This is a genomic window from Vreelandella salicampi (assembly GCF_013415105.1).
GTDB lineage: Bacteria > Pseudomonadota > Gammaproteobacteria > Pseudomonadales > Halomonadaceae > Vreelandella > Vreelandella salicampi.
This window is the reverse complement of sequence record NZ_JACCDF010000002.1, coordinates 431193-450935: the sequence shown is the minus strand read 5'-3', so window position 1 is coordinate 450935 and position 19743 is coordinate 431193. Positions and strand designations below refer to the sequence as shown.

The window sequence follows — 19743 nt, the reverse complement described above, 5'->3', positions numbered from 1 at the left end:
GTTTTGCTTCTGAGGCTGGCAAGGAGTCACCCATGGCAAGTGTCAAGCTTGAAAAAATTAACAAGGTGTTTGGCCGCGACCACATCATCGACGACGTCGATCTTGAAATCGGCGATGGTCAATTCGTGGTGTTCGTCGGCCCATCGGGCTGCGGTAAGTCGACCCTGCTACGCCTGATTGCCGGTCTAGAATCCATCACCGATGGCGATTTGCGTATTGATGACACTGTGGTCAACGACCTCCCGCCACGCGAACGCGGTGTCGGCATGGTGTTCCAGTCCTATGCGCTCTACCCGCACATGACCGTATACGACAACATGGCGTTTGGTCTTAAGCTGGCCAAACAGTCGGATGAGACGATCAATGATCGGGTGATGAGCACAGCCAGGATTCTTCAGTTGGAAGGGTTGCTGCACCGCAAGCCCAAGGCACTTTCCGGTGGCCAGCGCCAGCGGGTGGCCATGGGCCGCGCCATGGCACGGGAACCGCGCATTCTGCTGTTTGACGAACCGCTCTCCAACCTGGACGCCTCACTGCGCGTACAGATGCGCAACGAAATCGCCCGGCTGCATAATCGTCTCGGCTCCACCATGATCTACGTGACCCATGATCAGGTAGAGGCCATGACGCTTGCCGACAAGATCGTGGTGCTCAACGGCGGCCATGTCGAACAGGTGGGCAGCCCTCAAGAGCTTTATCAGCGCCCTGCCACCAAGTTCGTTGCCGGGTTTATCGGCTCACCCACCATGAATTTCATGCCTGCCCAACTGCTGGCAAACGATGACCATGGCTGCCGGGTACTCGCTCCAGGCGTGGGCGAACTTGCCTTGCCACAGGATGCAAGTGCGCAGCCGCAAAGCGCCGTGCTCAATATTGGCGTGCGCCCGGAGCACCTCCGCCTGGCAGAGCCGTCTGGAGATAACCGTTTCGAGATCGTCAACGTTGAATACCTGGGTAACGAAGTCTACGTTTATCTGGATCCAAAAGAAGGGGATACACTGCTAATCCATCGCAGCGAAGCGCCTAGTCAATGGGAAGAGGGGCAACACGTCGCGCTAGTACCGGACACGCAACACGTACATCTGTTCGACGACCGCGGTGCCGCGCTGGATTTGCCTGCTCAACGGCAAGCCGCCTGACTGGCGTACTTTGACCACGATTATCCACTGACCCGCGCAGATCGCGACGAGCCGTATGATGAAGGGCTTGTCGGGTGGCTGCGGGGGTCGGTATTCTTGCGGATGGACGCCTGACATTAGCCTGCATAGGAAACCCCGTGACACCACCCCGCCGAATGACGCTCAAGGACCTTGCCCGTGAACTCGGCGTCTCGACTGCCACTATTTCCAACGCGTTCAACCGGCCGGACCAGCTCTCCCCCACGCTTCGCGAACGCATCCTCAGCGAGGCTGCCCGCCTGGGCTACAGCGGCCCCGACGCCAAGGCCCGCAGCCTGCGTACCGGGCGCTCACGCATCGTGGCCGTGGTGCTGGCGGAAAGCCTCACCTATAGCCTGAATGACGCGGTTGCCAGCGAGTTTTTATCCGGCGTCGCCGAAGTACTGGACGCCCATGGCCATACGCTCCTGTTACTGCCGGGACGCGGCCACGACTCGCAACCCGCAGGCTCGGCCAACATCGCCGACGGCTTTATCGTCTACGGTCTGATGCCCAACAATCAGTTGCTGCAACGGTTGCCGTTCCAGCGCCCGCTGGTGTCGGTAGATTTTGACGTGGAGGGTTGCCCGACGGTGCACATTGATGACACCGAGGCCAGCTACCACATTGCCTGCCATGCGCTCAAGCAACGCCCTGAGCGCCCGGCGATCATCAACCTGAGGCTGACCGTCGAGCCCTGCAATGGCCGCGTGACGGCGGCCCATACCATGCTGCCCAGCACCAGCACCATCAGCCGCGCACGACTGGCGGGCTTTTATGAGGCGCTGGAAGAACACGCCATAACGCTAGGCGCGGTGCCACTGTGGAATATCGAAGAGAATATCTTTGAGGTGTGCTCGCCGGTGATTGCCGAAATTCTCGACCAGCCCATAGAACAGCGGCCAGACCTGCTGCTATGCATGTCTGACCGCATTGCGCTGACAGCGCTGACTCTCGCTGAGCAGCGCGGTATTCGGGTACCGGAAGAGTTACGCATTACCGGGTTCGATGGCATTGCCGAAGGCCAGTACCGGGCGCCACGACTGACCACGGTGCGCCAGGATAGCGTGGGCAAGGGCAGGGTCGCCGCGCAGATGATTTTGGGTCACCTGCCCGCCGAGCAGCAGTTGCTCAAGACAGAACTGCTGCCCGGCGATACCTGCCCTTAAGAGGGAGGGCGTTACTCGGCTGCCGAATGCATGGCTTCGGCGGTATCCAACATGCGGTTGGAGAAGCCCCACTCATTGTCGTACCACGCCATGATTTTCACCAGACGGCCATTCACTCGAGTGTGGTTGGCATCAAACGTCGACGAATTCGCATCATGGTTAAAGTCGATAGAGACCAGCGGTTCGGCGTTAACGGCAAGTACCGGCGAGCTAGCCGCCGCTTTTTCAACAATCGCGTTAATCTCATCTTTAGTGGTATCACGCCCAGCGGTAAAGGTCAGGTCCACTAAAGAAACGTTGATCACGGGTACGCGTATCGCCAAACCATCAAACTTGCCCGCTAGCTCCGGCAATACCAGCCCCACAGCAGCGGCCGCGCCGGTCTTAGTCGGAATCATCGAATGCGTGGCACTACGCGCGCGGTACGGGTCAGAATGGTAAACATCCGACAGGTTCTGATCGTTGGTGTAGGCGTGAACGGTGGTCATTAAGCCGTTTTCAATGCCCACAACGTCATTCAGCGCTTTCGCTACCGGCGCAAGGCAGTTAGTCGTGCAAGAGGCATTGGAGACAACGGTGTGGTCCGCGGTCAGCACGTTGTCATTAACGCCATAAACAATGGTTGCGTCGGCATCGGGGCTGGGGGCCGAGATCAGCACACGCTTAGCGCCCGCTTCAATGTGCTTGGCAGCTGCGTCGCGCTTGGTGAACAGACCTGTGCACTCCATAACCAAATCAATGCTCATGGACGCCCAGGGCAGTTTAGCTGGGTCGCGCTCTGATGAGATCGCAATACGATCACCATCGACACTGATGCTTTTCGCATCGTGTTCTACTTTGAAAGGGAAGTGACCATGAACCGTGTCGTGGCGCAGCAGATGCGAGTTAAGAGAAGGGTCGCCCAAATCATTAATTGCAACGACCTTAACACGATCACGGTAGCTGTTTTCGTATAGCGCGCGCAGTACGTTGCGGCCAATCCGTCCGAACCCGTTAATGGCAACTCTTATGGTCATGATGGCACCTCTTTTAAACAGTGGTCGTAGATGGCGTATCCAGTAAAAAATTACTAAAAATACGTATTTAATCACCAATAGGCCGATTAAAACCTGCCATAACCGCCGCTATAGGCTAGTATCTCTCCAATATGTAGTAAAATTACTATATTAAGGCTATCGTAGTCCAACACTTAATTGCCGATACAATCACTCATTCGTTATGGCTTTGCACAACCCACAAGGGGCAGCCAACGCTGCTCATCAGGAGTTATCGATATGACACCCTCAACGTCCACCACTCCCCTTCGCCGTACCAAAATTGTCGCCACACTTGGCCCCGCCAGCGACCGCCCCGGAGTGTTAGAAGCCATGCTAAAAGCGGGCGTTGACGTGGTGCGGCTCAATTTCTCCCACGGCGCAGCAGACGACCACCGCCGCCGCTTGAGCGACGTTCGCGACATTGCCCAACGCCTTGGCCGAAGTGTTGCTGCCCTGGGTGACCTTCAAGGTCCAAAAATTCGTATTTCGCGCTTTGCCGAAGGGGCGGTTCATCTGAAGGTCGGCCAGGCCTTTGTGCTCGATATGGCATTAGATGCCAACAGCGGCACCGAAGAGCGTGTCGGTTGTGATTACAAGTCATTGGTTGATGACGTCGCCGCAGGCGACCGCTTGTTGCTGGATGACGGTCGCCTGGTATTGGATGTCACGTCAATCGTTGGGCAAGAGGTTCACACGCGCGTTCACGTGGGCGGCAAACTTTCCAACAATAAAGGCATCAACAAACAAGGCGGCGGACTTTCAGCCCCGGCGTTGACCGACAAAGATAAAGACGATTTAAAAACCGCTGTCGACATCGGCGTTGATTATCTAGCCGTTTCTTTCCCTCGCAGCGCTGCCGATATGCAAGAAGCCCGCGAATTGCTCGGCGACGTAGGCAAAGAAATTGGCTTAGTGGCGAAATTGGAGCGCGCCGAGGCCGTTGCCGATGGCGCCACCCTAGATGGCATTATCGAAGCCTCAGAAGCGGTCATGGTGGCCCGTGGTGATCTCGGGGTAGAAATTGGCGATGCTGCGTTGATCGGCACCCAAAAGCGGATTATCAAGCATGCGCGCACGCTGAACCGTGCCGTGATTACCGCAACTCAAATGATGGAATCGATGATTGAGTCGCCGCTACCTACCCGCGCCGAAGTGTTCGACGTGGCTAACGCTGTGCTTGATGCGACTGACGCGGTCATGCTTTCCGCTGAAACCGCCGCCGGCGATTACCCGGTAGAAACCATCGAAGCGATGGACCGGGTGTGCATGGGTGCTGAGCGGGAACGCATAGCTCAAGAATCTGGCCACCGTATCCATGAAGGCTTTGAGCGTATTGATGAAACCATTGCACTGTCCGCCATGTACGCCGCTAACCACTTGACCGGCGTTCGTGCCATCGCCTGCATGACCTCGACAGGCTACACGCCGCTAATCGCGTCGCGCATTCGCTCCGGCCTGCCCATTGTCGGCCTCGCCCACAGCCCTATCGCTCAGCGGCGCATGGCGCTTTACCGCGGCGTCGTGTCGTTACCCTTCGACACTTCCCACATGGACCCTAAGGATCTCAATAAAGAAGCCCTAACGCTGCTGCAAGCCCACGGATTGGCACGCCCAGGCGAGCATGTCATTCTTACCCGCGGAGACCATATGAACGCTCACGGCGGCACCAACACCATGAAAGTAATCGCCGTTGACGCAGAATAATTGCAACTGTGACCTGGAGAGCCATGCCATGACCGACGCACGCCCACCCCGCCAAGCCGTTCGCACGCTGCAGGCGCGCAAGCGCATTGCGCTGATTGCCCACGACGGCAAAAAAGCTGAAATGTTGGAGTGGGCAACACGCTGGAAGGAAACACTCAGCCAGCACACGCTGATTGGCACAGGCACCACGTCCAAGCGGCTTAAAAACGCGCTGGGTCTTGAAGTAGAAGGTTTAATGAGCGGGCCGTTAGGTGGCGACCAGCAGATTGGCGCACGTATTGCTGAGCAACAGCTCGACGTACTGATTTTCCTCTGGGACCCGTTTGCTCCACAGCCCCACGACCCGGATGTTAAAGCCCTACTGCGCTTGGCGGCACTATGGAACGTCCCCGTGGCCTGCAACACGGCCAGCGCTGATTTTCTGCTGTCATCGCCCTACCTAAGCGAACGCTACGATATGGCGATTCCCGATGCAGAGTCGTGGGCTCAAGCCCGAACGGTTTAAAGCGCAAAGAACAAACTAGCGGGTACGCAAATGGCGCGCCACCACCTGCTGCCCACACTGGTAATCGCCGTTCATGGCATCCAGCGCACAATTCAGGGTCAATTCGGCGATGCGGTCATAATCCTGCAGCGCTGAATTCACCGGTTGCGGCAGGAAGTCCAGCAGCCGGTGATCACCAAAGGTGGCTAAGCGCATCTTCTCGGGTAACCCGCCCCGCTCCAAAAACACATCAAACACCCCTTCCAGAAGCACATAAGACGCGGTAACCAGCGCATCAGCCCCTCCTTTTTCATCCAGCAATTGCGCTGCCAGGTGTGCGCCTTCGCTACGCTCATAGTGCGTACCGCTAAGCAAAATTGGCTCGACAGAGGTGTCTTGCAGCGCCGCCTGAAAGCCCGCCCGCCGCTCGCGGCTGATCGAGAGGCTCGGCATTGCCTCTAACCACGCCACTCGACGGGTCCTGCCCGTCATCACCGAGCGAGTCAGCGCATAAGCCGCTTCTTGGTCATTACTTACCACGCTGGCAAACTGATATGGCGCAAGCCCACGGTCCATCCCCACCACGCACCAACCCTCGTCTACCAAGTCGGCATAAAAAGTGTCGTCTTCCGCCAAGCAGCTGGCGGTAATCAGCACTTCGCAGCGCTGAGCACGCAGCGCCAGTGCCAAGGTACGCTCGCTATCAGCACAGTCATCAGAGCTGACCACCAACAGTTGATAACCCCGTTCCCGTGCACCACGCTCTAAGCGCTTGGCCAGGCGCGCGTAACTAATATTTTCAAGGTCCGGCACGATTAAGCCGATCAGCCGACTCGCACCGCGGCGAAGCGCTGCCGCCTGTGGGTCAATGTGATAGCGGTGCTGACGAACGACAGCCATCACTTTTTCAATGGTCGCCGTACTAATGCGCCGCTGTTCGGCTTGGCCATTAACTACATAGCTTGCCGTGGTACGCGAAACACCGGCGAGCCGGGCAATGTCGGCAAGTGTCATGCTGGCTTCTCCTTAGATTAAGGCGGGAGTTTAGCAGCCGCCTCACCTTGCCTAGACTAAAGTTCAAAAAGACAACGCTTGTGTCCCAAAGTGAATCGATTCAGCATAGCCAACTATACACAGGTGACACGATTCATCCAGCTAACCACAACAACTCTACGACTAACGTTTAAGCGCCCCCTGCGCCGCCAATCGCAGACGTTGCCGTTGCCTGACCGCGTTTACAGGAGACCCCTATGTTGACACTCGGCCCAGATGACATCTTGCTCGACCGCCATGCGGAGAACTGGCACGCAGCTCTCGACAGTGCCGCCAATGCCCTTGCAGATGCTGGATTGGTTGAGGCCGAGTATCGTGAAGGCCTTCATGCCCGCGAGGCACAATCGTCAACCTATCTTGGCAATGCGATCGCCATTCCCCACGGCACGCCAGAAAGCCGCCAGTATGTGAAGCACACCGGGGTTCGGGTGCTGCAATTCCCTAACGGCGTCGAGTGGCACGACGGCCAGCGAGTGCACGTATTAGTCACCATTGCCGCGCAAAACGACGAGCACCTGGACATTCTGCGCCAGCTGACCCACGTACTAGACCGCGATGGCGTCGCTGATTTGCTGGCCAACGCCAGCTCTGCCGCTGATGTCGCCCGCCTATTATCTAAACCCGTGCTGGCGCCGCGCTTGGACGCCGACACGCTGTGCGTTAACTTCCCCGCCCGTGACCCGCAAGAACTGGCGCTCGCTGCGGCAGCCCGTTTACGCCAAAGCGGCTGTGTTGATAACACCTTTATCAGCGCCGTTGCCAGCGAACCGCCGCTGTGGCTGGGTAAAGGCCTGTGGCTCGCCAGCCACGCTCAGGGGGTTAATCAGCCAGCCCTGGGCGTTGCCACCCCCACCGATACAACGCTTGCCCATGGCGGCCACCCGGTACACGCGCTGTTTTGCCTGGCGGCCAGCGGCGATACCCACCGCCCACTGCTCGATCAGCTAATAGCCGTGCTGGAAAACGGCGAAAGCGAAAAGTTGGTAGGTAAAAACAGCACCCAACTGTTAGCCACCCTGGCTGGCGAAACCGCCAACACGCAAACTCGCCGAGTGCGGGTACTTAATCCCCACGGGTTGCACGCCCGCCCGGTAAAGCAGCTGGTACAAATTGCCCGCGCTCAGGCAATGCCGATCAACGTTCGCCTGGAAGAAGGTAGCGCCACCGCCGTTTCTGCCGCGAGCCTGACCAAAGTCATTGGCTTGGGCGCCCGGCGCGGCCAGTGGCTAGTGCTTTCCGCAGAGGGTGAAAACGCCAGTGCCGCGCTAGAAACAGTGGCTGAAGCCATTGAAACAGGCCTGGGCGAGAAAGTGACGCCCTTTGACGGTGGCCGCGAAACCGTGCAGGTTGCCAACACACCCCAACCGACGGCGGAACCGCTGGCCGCCGACACGCCCCACACAGGCGTCGCCGCCTCCCCGGGGTTGGCCATCGCGCCGGTGTTTGTCATTCGTCCGATGCAGTTTGATTACCCCGAGTACGCAAGCGACCCCGAGCGTGAAATCAGCCGTTTGAACGCAGCGCTAAAAGAGGGAGCGACCCAGCTGCAAACGTTGGTACATAACGCCCCCGGCGGCGAGGTGGCTGACATTCTCTCCATGCACGAAGAGATGCTCGACGACCCCGAACTGCGTCAGGCCGCGATTGATGCCATTCATGAAGGCCGCTCGGCGGAAGCAGGCTGGTGGGAAGCGATTGAAACCGCGGCTCATGCCCAGGAAATGCTGGCCGACCGGCTATTGGCGGAGCGCGCCGCCGACCTGCGCGATGTCGGCCGTCGCGTATTGGGCGTGCTGTGCGATGTGCAACTGCCCGAACCGCCCGACCATCCGTATATTTTGGTGATGGACGATATCGGCCCATCCGATGTTGCCCGCCTGGATACGTCCCGCGTTCGCGGCCTGCTGACCGTGCGCGGTGGCGCCACCGCTCACAGCGCCATTCTGGCCCGTGCGTTGGGTATTCCAGCCGTGGTCGGTGCCGGCGAAACGGTCATGGCGCTGCATAACGGTGGCATGATGATTCTGGACGGCGAGCGTGGCCGCGTGACATCGCAGCCTTCTGAAGCGCGCCTGCAGCGCGCCGAACAGCAGCTACTTGATCAGCAGCAGCGGGAAGCCGATGCCTGGGAGTCTCGCTTTGAACAAGCCAAGACCCGCGATGAGCACCGGGTCGAAGTGGCTGCCAACCTAGGCAACACGGCCCACGCTGCCGATGCCGTTGAGCGCGGCGCTGAAGGCGTTGGCCTGCTGCGCACCGAGTTCCTGTTTATGGCCTACTCAAGTGCGCCGGATTTAAGCACCCAGATTGCCGAATACCGCGAAGCCACCGATGCCCTGGATGGTCGCCCGTTGGTGGCGCGCACTCTGGATGTCGGCGGTGACAAGCCGCTGCCATACTGGCCGGTTCCTCAGGAAGACAACCCCTTCCTCGGCCTGCGCGGTATTCGCTTAGCACTGACCCAACCCCACGTTTTGGAAACCCAGCTGCGCGCACTACTAATGGCGGCCGTTGACCATCCGCTGCGGATCATGCTGCCAATGGTCAAGGACGTGGCCGAGTTCCGCGCCGCCAAAGCTATTTACGACCGCCTACTCAACGAGATTGCGCCGCAAGAGCGCGCTACCGATGTACAGCTTGGCGTCATGATCGAAGTACCTTCCAGCGCACTGTTGGCGCCCACGCTGGCGGCTGAGGTGGACTTCTTCTCGGTAGGCACCAATGACTTAACCCAATACACCCTGGCCATTGACCGCGGCCACCCGGAGCTCTCTGCCCAAGCCGACGGCCTGCACCCGGCGGTACTGCGCTTAATCCAAATGACCGTGGATGCCGCCCACGCCAACGGTAAATGGGTAGGCGTGTGCGGCGAGTTAGCCTCCGATGCGATGGCTGTCCCAGTGCTCGTAGGCTTAGGTGTTGACGAACTTTCCGTTAGTGCACGGCAAATTCCGCTGGTCAAAGCCCGCCTGCGGGAATTCGACCTTGCCGATGCCCAAGCCAGCGCCCAACTGGCGCTTAGCAAAGCCACTAGCGATGAGGTGCGCGACGCCCTGGAGGAAGGCTAATGGCACGGGTGATATGCATTACGCTAAACCCTGCGCTGGATTTAGCCTTCAACTTGGAGGCGCTCTCGCTTGGCCACGTCAATCGCCCGACCAGCGCCCAACTGGAAGCGGCCGGGAAAGGCGTGAACGTGGCCCGGGTATTAGCAAGCCTGGGGCATGACGTCACGGTTAGCGGTTTTTTGGGTCAGGATAACGATGCCCCGTTTAGCCTAGCTTTCCCCCACTACGGCGTGAAAGATGCCTTTGTGCGGGTACCGGGTAATACGCGCATTAATGCCAAGCTTGCCGAGCAGAGTGGCCGGGTGACGGATATCAATGGCCCCGGCATGCCGATTGAATCAACGCACCTCAATACCCTGCTGGAAACTCTCGATGGCCTGTTTCAAAGCGCCACGCCACCACAAGCGGTGGTCGTGGCGGGCAGCCTGCCACCCGGTATTGACCAACACACCTTTGGCGAGCTGCTAACCACGCTTAAACACTACGACGCACCGCTTTGGGTCGATACCAGCGGCCCGTCGCTACTCACCGCTATTGCAGCAAAGCCTGCCGCCGTTAAACCTAACGAAACCGAGCTTGCCGATTGGGCAGGCAGCGCGCTTAAAACCGACGCACAACGTCAAACTGCGGCCGAGCGCCTGCACGCCAGCGGCATTGAAAACGCGCTCATTTCTGCCGGGGCTGAAGGCGTTTTATGGGTTAGCCGCCAAGGCGTTTGGCAATCCACTCCGCCAAGTGTGACGGCCACCAACACGGTCTGCGCGGGTGACACCTTTGTCGCCGGCATGCTGCACGGGCTGCTTAGCCATCTAGCGCCGCAAGATACGCTTCGCTTCGCCACGGCGCTCTCTGCCGAGGCGGTTCGCCATGTCGGCGTGGGAAGTGCCCACGCCGACGACTTTGACTCACTCCAACAACAGACTTGGGTACGGCGTCTTGATGACACCATCACCGAGGGAGCCACGCGATGAACCTGATCCTAATTACCGCCTGCCCCAGCGGCATGGCCACCACGTTTCTTGCCGCCAAACGCTTAGAGCAAGCCGCCGAGCGTATGGGCTGGAGCGTTCATGTCGAAATGCACGGTGAAATTGCGCCGCTGCAGGCCGCCAACGCCGAGCAAATCGATAACGCCGACTTAATTGTGGTGGCTGCCGACCATGTGCCCGCCCCCGAGCGTTTCGAAGGCAAGCGGCTTTTCCAAGCCCCGATTGCCAATGCCCTGCCCGACCCCAGCGCTTTTTTAACCCAAGCCAAGCGTGACGCGCCGATTTACCGCGCTCCTGCGACCCCGGCAGCGGCCGCTACCCCGGCTGCCGACAGTGCCGCAGGCGGCAAGAAAATCGTTGCCGTCACCGCCTGCCCCACGGGCGTTGCCCACACCTTTATGGCGGCAGAAGCGCTGGCCGAGGCCGGTAAAGCCATGGGCCACGCCATTCGCGTGGAAACCCAAGGCTCGGTGGGTGCCCAGGACCAGCTCACCGAAGAAGAGATCGCCGAAGCCGACATCGTGGTATTGGCCTGCGATATCGACGTGGACCCAACGCGCTTTGCCGGCAAGCGCATTTATCGCACCTCTACCGGCAATGCCTTGAAAAAGCCTCGCCCCACGCTGGAAGCCGCGCTCAAGGAAGCCGATGTAGAGGATGGCAATAGCAGCACCGCAACTGCGAAGAAAAGCGTTAAAGAAAAAGGCGTTTATAAGCACCTGCTGACCGGCGTGTCGTTTATGTTGCCGATGGTGGTCGCTGGCGGCCTGCTGATTGCGCTTTCCTTCGTATTTGGTATTGAAGCCTTCGAGCAAGAGGGCACCTTGGCTGCCGCGCTGATGCAAATTGGCGGCGGCACGGCTTTTGCCCTGATGATTCCGGTATTGGCCGGTTATATTGCTTACTCCATTGCCGACCGCCCCGGCATCGCACCCGGTATGATTGGCGGCATGCTGGCGGCTAATATCGGCTCCGGGTTTATCGGTGGTATTTTGGCGGGGTTCCTAGCTGGCTATGTGGCACTTGCAGTGACTCGCTATGTGAAACTGCCCTCCAGCGTTGAATCTTTAAAGCCGATTCTGATTATTCCACTGGTGGCAAGCTTAGTCACCGGCCTGACCATGATCTACGTGATTGGCGAACCGGTAGCGGCGCTGCTGAACGCCCTGACCAGTTTCCTGGAATCCATGGGCTCCACCAACGCGGTGCTGTTGGGTATTTTGCTGGGCGCGATGATGTGCTTCGACCTAGGCGGGCCGGTAAACAAGGCCGCTTACACCTTCGGCGTGGGCTTGCTGGCTTCAGAAACCTATGGCCCGATGGCCGCCATTATGGCAGCGGGTATGGTACCGCCCATTGGCATGGGCATCGCCAGTTTTGTAGCGCGCAATAAGTTCTCTGCCCCAGAACGTGAAGCAGGCAAGGCATCTTTTGTGCTGGGCTTTTGCTTTATCAGTGAAGGCGCGATTCCTTTCGCCGCCAAAGACCCGCTGCGCGTTATTCCCGCCTGTATGATCGGTGGCGCTGTCACCGGCGCGCTCTCCATGCTGGCCGGCGCCCAGCTGATGGCTCCCCACGGTGGTATCTTCGTGCTGCTAATCCCCAATGCCATTACGCCGGCACTGTTTTATCTTGGCGCGATTGTCGTGGGCTCGCTGATCACCGGCCTGGGCTACGCGTTCATTAAACGTGATGCTGCCCAAGTGGCGATCGCCAGCTAAGCTTTTCAGTCTAACCACGATGGTAAAACAACAGGACCGCCTTCTATGTTTCAACTTACCCGCAGCGTTACCTGGCAGGCACTCGAACGCCTGCGCGAAAAAACGGCCAACGACCGCATTCGTGATTACTTCACCAATGATCCGCAGCGCTTTGAGAAGATGAGTCTACGGGTAGGTGGTCTGTTCTTAGATTACTCCAAGCACCACGTCTCCGATGAAGTGCTTGCCAAGCTGATTGAGCTAGCCGACCACTCCGCGCTGGTTCAGCGCCGGGCGCAGATGTTCTCGGGCGATATCATCAACGTCACCGAAAACCGCCCGGTACTGCATACTGCGCTGCGCAATTTGGGCGATGAACCGGTACACGTGGACGGTAAAGACGTGATGCCGGAGATCACCCGCACCCGCGAGCAGATCAAGCAGTTTTCCGAGGCGGTTCGCAGCGGCGAGTGGAAAGGCTATAACGGCCAGCGCATCAAAGACGTGGTGAATATTGGCATTGGCGGCTCGGATCTAGGCCCTAATATGGCGGTGCGGGCGCTACTGAAATACCGCCACCCGGAGCTGCACTTCCACTTCGTTTCCAACGTGGACGGCACCCATATCCAGAAGGTGCTTTCGCGGCTCAACCCGGCCACCACGCTGTTTATCGTCTCCACCAAAACCTTCTCTACCCAGGAGACCTTGCTCAACGCCAAAACCGCACGGCGCTGGTTTCTGGAAAACGCCGGTGAAGACGCCGACGTGGGCGCACACTTTATTGCCGCCTCCACCAACCGCAAAGCGGCGATGGAGTTCGGCATTCGCGAAGAGAACGTGTTCGAGTTCTGGGCCTGGGTAGGTGGGCGCTACTCGATGTGGTCGTCCATCGGTCTGCCGATTGCACTTTCCATCGGTTTCGAGGGTTTTATCGAGCTGCTCGAAGGCGCCCACGAGATGGACCGCCACTTTATCGAAGCGCCCTTCTCGGAAAACATGCCGGTACTGATGGCCTTGATCGGTATTTGGTACATCAACTTTATCGGCTCCGAAACCCAGGCTATCGTGCCTTACGATCAGGCACTTAATCAGCTGCCCTCGTTCCTGCAGCAGCTGGATATGGAGTCTAACGGCAAGTCGGTGGATATTTTCGGCCACCCGGTGAATTACAAAACCGGCCCAATAGTCTGGGGCCAAACCGGCTCCAACGGCCAGCACGCCTTCTTCCAGCTACTGCACCAAGGCACACGCTACGTACCTATCGACTTTATTGCCTCGCTCAAACCCGAACCCGGCGTGGAAGACCACCACTTCGCCCTGCTCACCAATATGCTCGCCCAGGCCAATGCCTTTATGGAAGGCAGCCAGGGAGACAGCAAAGAACTCAGCCAGCACGACCCCTACAGCTGCCCCGGCAACCGCCCTTCCAGCACCCTTTTGCTTGACGAGTTAACGCCGAAAAACCTGGGTGCGTTGATTGCGCTCTACGAGCACAAGGTGTTCGTGCAAGGAGTCATCTGGAACATTAACTCCTTTGACCAATGGGGCGTACAGCTGGGTAAACGCATCGCCGGTGAAATCAGCGAACGCATCGATACCAACGCCGCCGACTTTGACACCTCGACGCAAGGCCTGCTGGAGCTGGTGCGCGCCCATTTTCCTGGTAAAGCCAATGGATCTGAAACCAATGGGTCTGAAAAAAGTGCGGACAAAACGCCCGCCAAGAAGAAACGCTAGCGTAGGCGGCACGGGTTCAGGATTAGGTAAGCCCAAGTAGCGCTTCGGCCAACTTAACGTCATCGTAACGGTCGAGATCAGCATTATCGGGGGCCAAATCTATATCGATAATTTGAACCCCCATTTTGTTACAGATGCTATCAAGCTGTTCGGTCGAAACGCTCAGCAACTGCGAGTCAAACAGTAGAAAATCAATGGAACATCGCGCCGTTTTTGGCGCAGAGTCTTTTGTTTGAGGTTTGCCTGATAAATGCGCATTGAGCACTTGAATCTGGTCAACCAGGTTCATACCTAGCGTTTCAAGATCGGTGCCCAAACTTGGCACGTACACCTTGGGCACCGGGTTTTTATTCAATGCCTTGGTAATTCCATTAGGCAACAGATTGGCAATAACGCTGCTGTAAAAACTCCCCGGCGGAAAAACCAGCAGCTCAGCGGAATCGATTAGCGTACGGGTTTCTTTGCACACCTTGGATGCATCTCGGGTATCGATATCATCTGCTTCACCCGTTAATTTGATCGACTGGATGGGAGAATCAATACTTGCCGTTTCCTTGCCGGTAAAACGGTGTTGCCCGGTAATCGTCCGACCATTCTTCAACAATACCTCCAACTGCAGGTCAGCGTCGGTCGTCGTCCGAACGGTACCGCGTGTTTTGATCAATTGGCCAAACAGAAAAGCAATCGGGTCAAGAGAGCGGTTGTGAATAAGATAGCCACCCGTCAAAATCAAATTACCCACGCTCGCCCCAGCCAGGTCGAAGTCTGCCGGCATGTGTTTGTAAAAGGCGGCAATATAACTTTGGATCAGTGAACGCATGGGTTCAGCAATCGCCTTAAGCAGTGAATGCCTAGCGCTCACGAGTGCCTTCAGATCTTGCACAAGAGTTGGGGCCGCCAACCGATGTGAAAAAAGGGCGGCAACTTCTGGGTGGCCTGTAACGGAGTCGTCAGCTAAGGAAAGTAACCGGGCTCGCAGGTCTCCAACCGCTGGCATGGAAAAGGCGCGGCGTAGCTCCGCGGAACTGCCCCCTGAATCGAAAGGGGTAACAAGATGAATGGAGTTATGGGTGTAGTTCGCCAGCACTTCGGAAAAACGCCTCAGGGCCGTGCCACCACTAAAAAAAAGAATTTTCGGCCCTAGTTCCGGTGCTTTACGGTATCTGGCCAGGCGCAGATCCTGCCCCCTGACAAGCGCTCTCGGCATATCGATATAGGCGTGGGTAACGCGTTTTCTATTCATGCAACTCTTTGAAGTTTAAGAAAAATGTAACACAAAAAACGGCCGGGGTGCTTATAGTATCCCCCTATCCAATCGCACTTCCTACGGTGGGGGCAAGCTATCAACGCATCAATTCTGGAGCATTTCTATTTTCTACGATTTGAAATCGAAAATCACTTTGCGTTAGTTGAAGTTTATGTGACTCAGCCAAAAGGGCCTACTGCGCAACGCTTGATGAATCGTAAGGGTTACAGAAGCACCTTGCTGGAAAAAGTCCAACTAGCCGTCGCGGTTGACGTGCAACGCCGAAAAATTGATGGCGCAGGTTTTCAGCAATCCAAATCCATTGAGCGATTAGCCAATTTGCTTGATCACTTAGGGCAGGCCTGCCTGGAATTTACCGATATCAAGTATCTTGATCAGGTGCCGGACAAGAACCTCAAGGAATATGCCAAGCTGCTTCGCTCGGTCGGCAAATCACTCAAGCTGGTGATTGTTAATGTGGACAATTCCAATACCCGCCAAGGCCTTAAGATAGGGCGCCGGATCCCCAAAATACTTGCCCGCTTACCCGATACCTCTAACGCCGGCTACAGCGCCGTCTTGGACTTTCAGGTTCATCGGATGGTGCATCTGCTGTCGGAACTCGCAGACGCGCTCCTGGCCGCCAATTTTGGCCCCGCCGTGCGGCTGCAGAACTACAAGCAGTTAAAAAATGCGGCGCACACCATGGCAGATCACGATGGCGGCTTTACGGTTGAGCGCCTCGCCCTCACCCGAAGCGGCAGCACCATTGCGACATTAAAAGCCGAACACGCAGCCTCCGGCGAGGTCATGGCGGTCTACAAGGAGGGGCAAAGCGCAAAAGTCATTGAAGAGCTCTCCGGGGTTCATCAATGGCAGCAGGTCTACCCCAAGGTGGCCCCCTCCGTGCTTTCCCATCATGTTGAAAAGGGGGTCGAACTGGGCTCAATGGTGATCGAGCATCTTCCCGGACGGACGCTCGAATCGCTGCTATTAAACAGCCAGTGGGAAGAAGCCAATCAGCTTGTTGATAAACTATGCAGAACGCTGAGAAAAATTTGGAAGAGTTCACGTACCAATGAACCGGCTCAGCCTCGTTATATGCAGCAGCTGCGTAAACGGATGCCAGAAACCCACCACACTCACCCGACGCTTTTTAATGTGGAGCAGACGATTTGCGGGCTAGCACGCCCAAGTTTTGATCAACTCATTGATCGCGTCGACACCCTTGAGCAACAGGTGCGTGCGCCGTTTTCAGTGCTGATCCACGGCGATTTTAACGTCGACAATGTGATCTACGACGAAATCAAGGATCGCATTTACTTTATCGATCTGCACCGTGCCTCTTATTCCGACTATGTTCAGGATCTATCCGTACTGATGGTGTCGGTTTATCGGTTACCGATTATGGATGCTGCCCCCAGAGCGGAATTAATGTGTTTGATTCGCCAGCTCTATCAGTTTGCTCGCCGATTCGCCAAAGACACTAAAGATGCAAGCTTTGATGCGCGCCTGGCCATTGCATTAGGCCGTTCCTTTGCGACGTCCACACGCTTTATTTATGACAAATATTTTGCCCGCGCGCTGGCACTTAGAGCAAGCTACCTATTGGAAGCGATAACGCTTCTGGCACCCCAAGCGCTTGAGAAGTATACCCTTCCCCTTGAGGATATTTTTAATGATTAATAAGCGGATTGCCGTCATCGGCACACCTGGCAAATGGTCAACCGACGTCTTGGCGAATCACTTAGAACAGCACACCGGCTTCCGCTGCGTTATCGATATGTCTGACGTCGTGTTGGAACTAGAAACAGGCAAATTACGTTATGGTGATGTGTTACTCAACGAGCTTGACGGGGTCGTCATTAAAAAAATAAGCGAAACTTACTCCCCAGCCGCCGATGATCGTCTCCGTATGCTGCAAAGCCTTGAAGCGGATGGGGTGCGCTGCTTCAGTAGCCCATCGCAGATAAGCCGCTTGATCAACCGTCTTGAAGGCACCGCCGCGCTGGCTTCAGGCAGTGTGCCACTGCCTCCAACCCGGGTAACGGAAAACACAGATGAGGCATTGAACGCCATCAAGGCGTTTGGCAAAGCGATCCTTAAACCACTCTATTCAACCAAAGCTCGGGGAATGGTGGTGTTGGATGCAACAGACGGTGACACGGTTAATACACAAAAGCTCAATGCGTTTAAGTCTGAGCATGGCCTGTTTTATCTTCAGAAATTCGTCAACTTGGGCGGTCAGGATCTGGGCATGGTATTTCTGGGCGGCGAATACCTGTGCACCTATGCCCGGGTTGGCGATGCCAATGCCTGGAACACCACGATACGCAGTGGGGGTAAGTATCAGGCTTTTGATGCCAGCCCCGAACTGATTGAGCTTGGCCGGAACGCCCAGTCATGCTTCGATCTAAGCTTCACCACGGTAGATATCGCATTGACCGATGAAGGCCCGGTGGTCTTTGAGGTCTCCGCCTTTGGCGGATTCAGCGGCGCACTAAAAGGCTGTGGCATCGAGGCAGCAGAAAAGCTGTGTGATTATGTGCTTAGCCAATTAGCGGCAGAGACAGCAGAGGCCAGTGAATGATCAACCTTTTTGACGATGACCAAATCGTGCGGGCCAAAGCCGCTTGTACCTACGCGCTACCGCTTACCTTCAATGGTTTAACACTGCGCGTACTGGCTGACCAGCCGGCCATTCTTGACCAACTTGAGGCGTACTATTCAGACTTAACTGTATCAAGTCTGAGCAAAAAAGGTGTCCATAAAACTGACCAACCTGAGCAGCGAGTGTTGTTGCTGAATAAGCACTCGGATATCAGCGGCCGCGAATGGACACCGGTTAAGCGGGCCAAAACCACTCCTCTGGGTTTAAAAGAAGCCTACGTGGATACGCCTCAAGGGCGCTGGATTCATAAAGTACGCACGGAGATGGTGCTGTTTCAGTCGTTAACGGAGCCGCTCGCGATGGGCGAATTGAACAAGCACCCATCGCAAGTCATCAACTTTATTAACAACCAGTTTCTCAATCATCATCAACGCGGCGGCTTCCTGCTCGGCCACGCCTCGGCCTTTGATATCAACGGCAACACCACGGCCATTGCTGCTAGTTCCGGTGGCGGCAAATCTACCCTGATGCTGAAAGCTTTGGAAACCACAGAGGCACGCTTTCTCTCCAATGACCGGATTCTATTTAAGCCCGAAAATGGGCAGGTAAACATTCTCGGTATCGCCAAGCACCCCCGCGTGAATCCGGGCACGCTGGTCAACTCTGAGCGCTTGATCGACATACTGCCCGCTGAGGAGCGCAACCGATTTGAGCGCATGCCCAAAAGCCAGCTATGGGATATTGAGCACAAGTACGATGTGCTGATTCCCAGCGCTTACGGCGAGGATAAAACTGCCCTATCCGGTACGCTCAAACACCTGATACTGCTGGACTGGGCATTAGACGCCGCAGAACCCACAGCGTTAAGCAGCGTGGATATCGCTACAACGCCAGAAGCACTTGAGGGCTTACGCAAAGGCCCGGGGCCGTTTTTTCAGCGCGCGGACGGCAGCTTTCCCGCCGAGCGGGCTCAATCTAACGAGATGTATGCAGAGAACCTCAATGGGGTTCAAGTACTCCGCCTGACCGGCGCCGTCGACTTTGAGCGTGCCATTGAGCTACTCCAAGCCAAAGGGATTCTTTGATGGTGGCACTGGCGCTGATTCGGCACGGTGAGTATTCACAACGGACGGATACCCCCAGCGCCTTGCAGCCTTACCCCCTCACGGAAAAGGGTGCAGCAGACGTGCGAGAGCAGGCACGGCGATTAGGCGAGTGGTTAGCCACGTCAGGCTATCAGCTAAATGCCGAAATACACTGCTCGACGCTGTTAAGAGCGTGGCAAACGGCCGAAATCTACCGCGAAGAGCTAGCACCGCTGTTTGCTGAGACACCCTGCTCGCGCAGCTTTTCGTCGCTTTGCGAACGCAGCGTTGGGGCGCTAGCCAATCTTAGCGTTCGGGAAATAGAACGGATCGTTGCCCTCGACCCTCGCCTTGAGCCCTTGCCCAAGGGCTGGAAATCAGCCAGCGATTTCAGATTGCCCTTCGATGGCGCGGAATCCCTGTTAGAAGCTGGCAAACGAGTCGCCATACATTTAAAAGCACTTTTAGATACACCGCCGCGACCTGAGACAGCTAAGCGCCTACAGCTCGTAGTGGGCCACGGCGCCTCTATTCGCCATGCTTGCTATCATTTAAATGTCATATACTTCCACGATATTAAGCGGTTGAGTATGTATCACGGTCATCCGGTCATTTTCGAGCGGCATAACCAAGGCTGGAGCCGGCTGTACGGAAACTGGAAACAGCGCCAATCGACAGACCCACTCGATTAAACGATAGCGAC

15 protein-coding genes are annotated in these 19743 nt (G+C 56.8%); 12 read left to right on the top strand and 3 right to left on the bottom strand.

Annotated elements, in window-relative coordinates; genetic code table 11:
- The first annotated feature begins 32 nt into the window (after window positions 1–32).
- A complete protein-coding gene (locus HZS81_RS04865) occupies window positions 33–1139 on the top strand; it encodes an ABC transporter ATP-binding protein (protein WP_179929403.1) in 1107 nt (368 codons plus the stop codon).
- A gap of 137 nt (window positions 1140–1276) precedes the next feature.
- Complete coding sequence (locus HZS81_RS04860; RefSeq protein ID WP_338401810.1) at window positions 1277–2326, top strand: LacI family DNA-binding transcriptional regulator; 1050 nt, start codon at window positions 1277–1279, stop codon at window positions 2324–2326.
- 11 nt (window positions 2327–2337) lie between these two features.
- Here the strand turns inward: HZS81_RS04860 and gap are convergent, their stop codons facing one another.
- Complete coding sequence (gap, locus tag HZS81_RS04855; RefSeq protein WP_179929402.1) at window positions 2338–3342, bottom strand: type I glyceraldehyde-3-phosphate dehydrogenase; 1005 nt, start codon at window positions 3340–3342, stop codon at window positions 2338–2340.
- A 258-nt stretch (window positions 3343–3600) separates the two neighbouring features.
- On the opposite strand from gap, the gene pyk reads away from it, so the two are divergent.
- A complete protein-coding gene (pyk, locus tag HZS81_RS04850) occupies window positions 3601–5067 on the top strand; it encodes a pyruvate kinase (protein WP_179929401.1) in 1467 nt (488 codons plus the stop codon).
- Between the two features lie 28 nt (window positions 5068–5095).
- Window positions 5096–5572 carry a methylglyoxal synthase gene (locus HZS81_RS04845; RefSeq protein ID WP_179929400.1) on the top strand — a complete coding sequence of 159 codons (477 nt, stop codon included), beginning with the start codon at window positions 5096–5098 and terminating at the stop codon, window positions 5570–5572.
- 15 nt (window positions 5573–5587) lie between these two features.
- Here the strand turns inward: HZS81_RS04845 and cra are convergent, their stop codons facing one another.
- Complete coding sequence (gene cra / locus HZS81_RS04840; protein ID WP_179929399.1) at window positions 5588–6565, bottom strand: catabolite repressor/activator; 978 nt, start codon at window positions 6563–6565, stop codon at window positions 5588–5590.
- 236 nt (window positions 6566–6801) lie between these two features.
- Here cra and ptsP point away from each other — a divergent pair, with 236 nt between their 5' ends.
- Genes ptsP through pgi form a run of 4 tightly spaced genes read left to right on the top strand, consistent with a single transcriptional unit; the run spans window position 6802 to window position 14098 of the window.
- Entirely contained in the window at window positions 6802–9672 is a 2871-nt protein-coding gene (gene ptsP, locus HZS81_RS04835) for a phosphoenolpyruvate--protein phosphotransferase (RefSeq protein ID WP_179929398.1), read from the top strand.
- Entirely contained in the window at window positions 9672–10643 is a 972-nt protein-coding gene (pfkB, locus tag HZS81_RS04830) for a 1-phosphofructokinase (RefSeq protein ID WP_179929397.1), read from the top strand. Before ptsP ends, pfkB begins: the two co-directional genes overlap by 1 nt.
- Entirely contained in the window at window positions 10640–12382 is a 1743-nt protein-coding gene (locus HZS81_RS04825) for a PTS fructose-like transporter subunit IIB (protein ID WP_179929396.1), read from the top strand. The genes pfkB and HZS81_RS04825 overlap by 4 nt, the downstream gene beginning before the upstream one ends.
- A 45-nt stretch (window positions 12383–12427) precedes the next feature.
- The gene (pgi, locus tag HZS81_RS04820) at window positions 12428–14098 is read left to right on the top strand and encodes a glucose-6-phosphate isomerase (protein WP_179929395.1); all 1671 of its coding nucleotides are present in this window, start codon (window positions 12428–12430) and stop codon (window positions 14096–14098) included.
- A gap of 22 nt (window positions 14099–14120) precedes the next feature.
- On the opposite strand, the gene HZS81_RS04815 is transcribed toward pgi, so the two are convergent.
- Window positions 14121–15341: a GAK system CofD-like protein gene (locus HZS81_RS04815; protein WP_241697368.1), complete on the bottom strand. Its 1221-nt coding sequence runs from the start codon at window positions 15339–15341 to the stop codon at window positions 14121–14123.
- A gap of 240 nt (window positions 15342–15581) precedes the next feature.
- On the opposite strand from HZS81_RS04815, the gene HZS81_RS04810 reads away from it, so the two are divergent.
- The 4 genes from HZS81_RS04810 to HZS81_RS04795 are packed head-to-tail and all read left to right on the top strand — an operon-like array spanning window position 15582 to window position 19732.
- The gene (locus HZS81_RS04810; protein WP_179929394.1) at window positions 15582–17030 is read left to right on the top strand and encodes an aminoglycoside phosphotransferase family protein; all 1449 of its coding nucleotides are present in this window, start codon (window positions 15582–15584) and stop codon (window positions 17028–17030) included.
- A complete protein-coding gene (locus HZS81_RS04805; protein WP_179929393.1) occupies window positions 17023–17934 on the top strand; it encodes a GAK system ATP-grasp enzyme in 912 nt (303 codons plus the stop codon). Before HZS81_RS04810 ends, HZS81_RS04805 begins: the two co-directional genes overlap by 8 nt.
- Window positions 17931–19040: an HprK-related kinase B gene (locus HZS81_RS04800; protein ID WP_179929392.1), complete on the top strand. Its 1110-nt coding sequence runs from the start codon at window positions 17931–17933 to the stop codon at window positions 19038–19040. The genes HZS81_RS04805 and HZS81_RS04800 overlap by 4 nt, the downstream gene beginning before the upstream one ends.
- Entirely contained in the window at window positions 19040–19732 is a 693-nt protein-coding gene (locus HZS81_RS04795; RefSeq protein ID WP_179929391.1) for a histidine phosphatase family protein, read from the top strand. The genes HZS81_RS04800 and HZS81_RS04795 overlap by 1 nt, the downstream gene beginning before the upstream one ends.
- Window positions 19733–19743 lie beyond the last annotated feature (11 nt).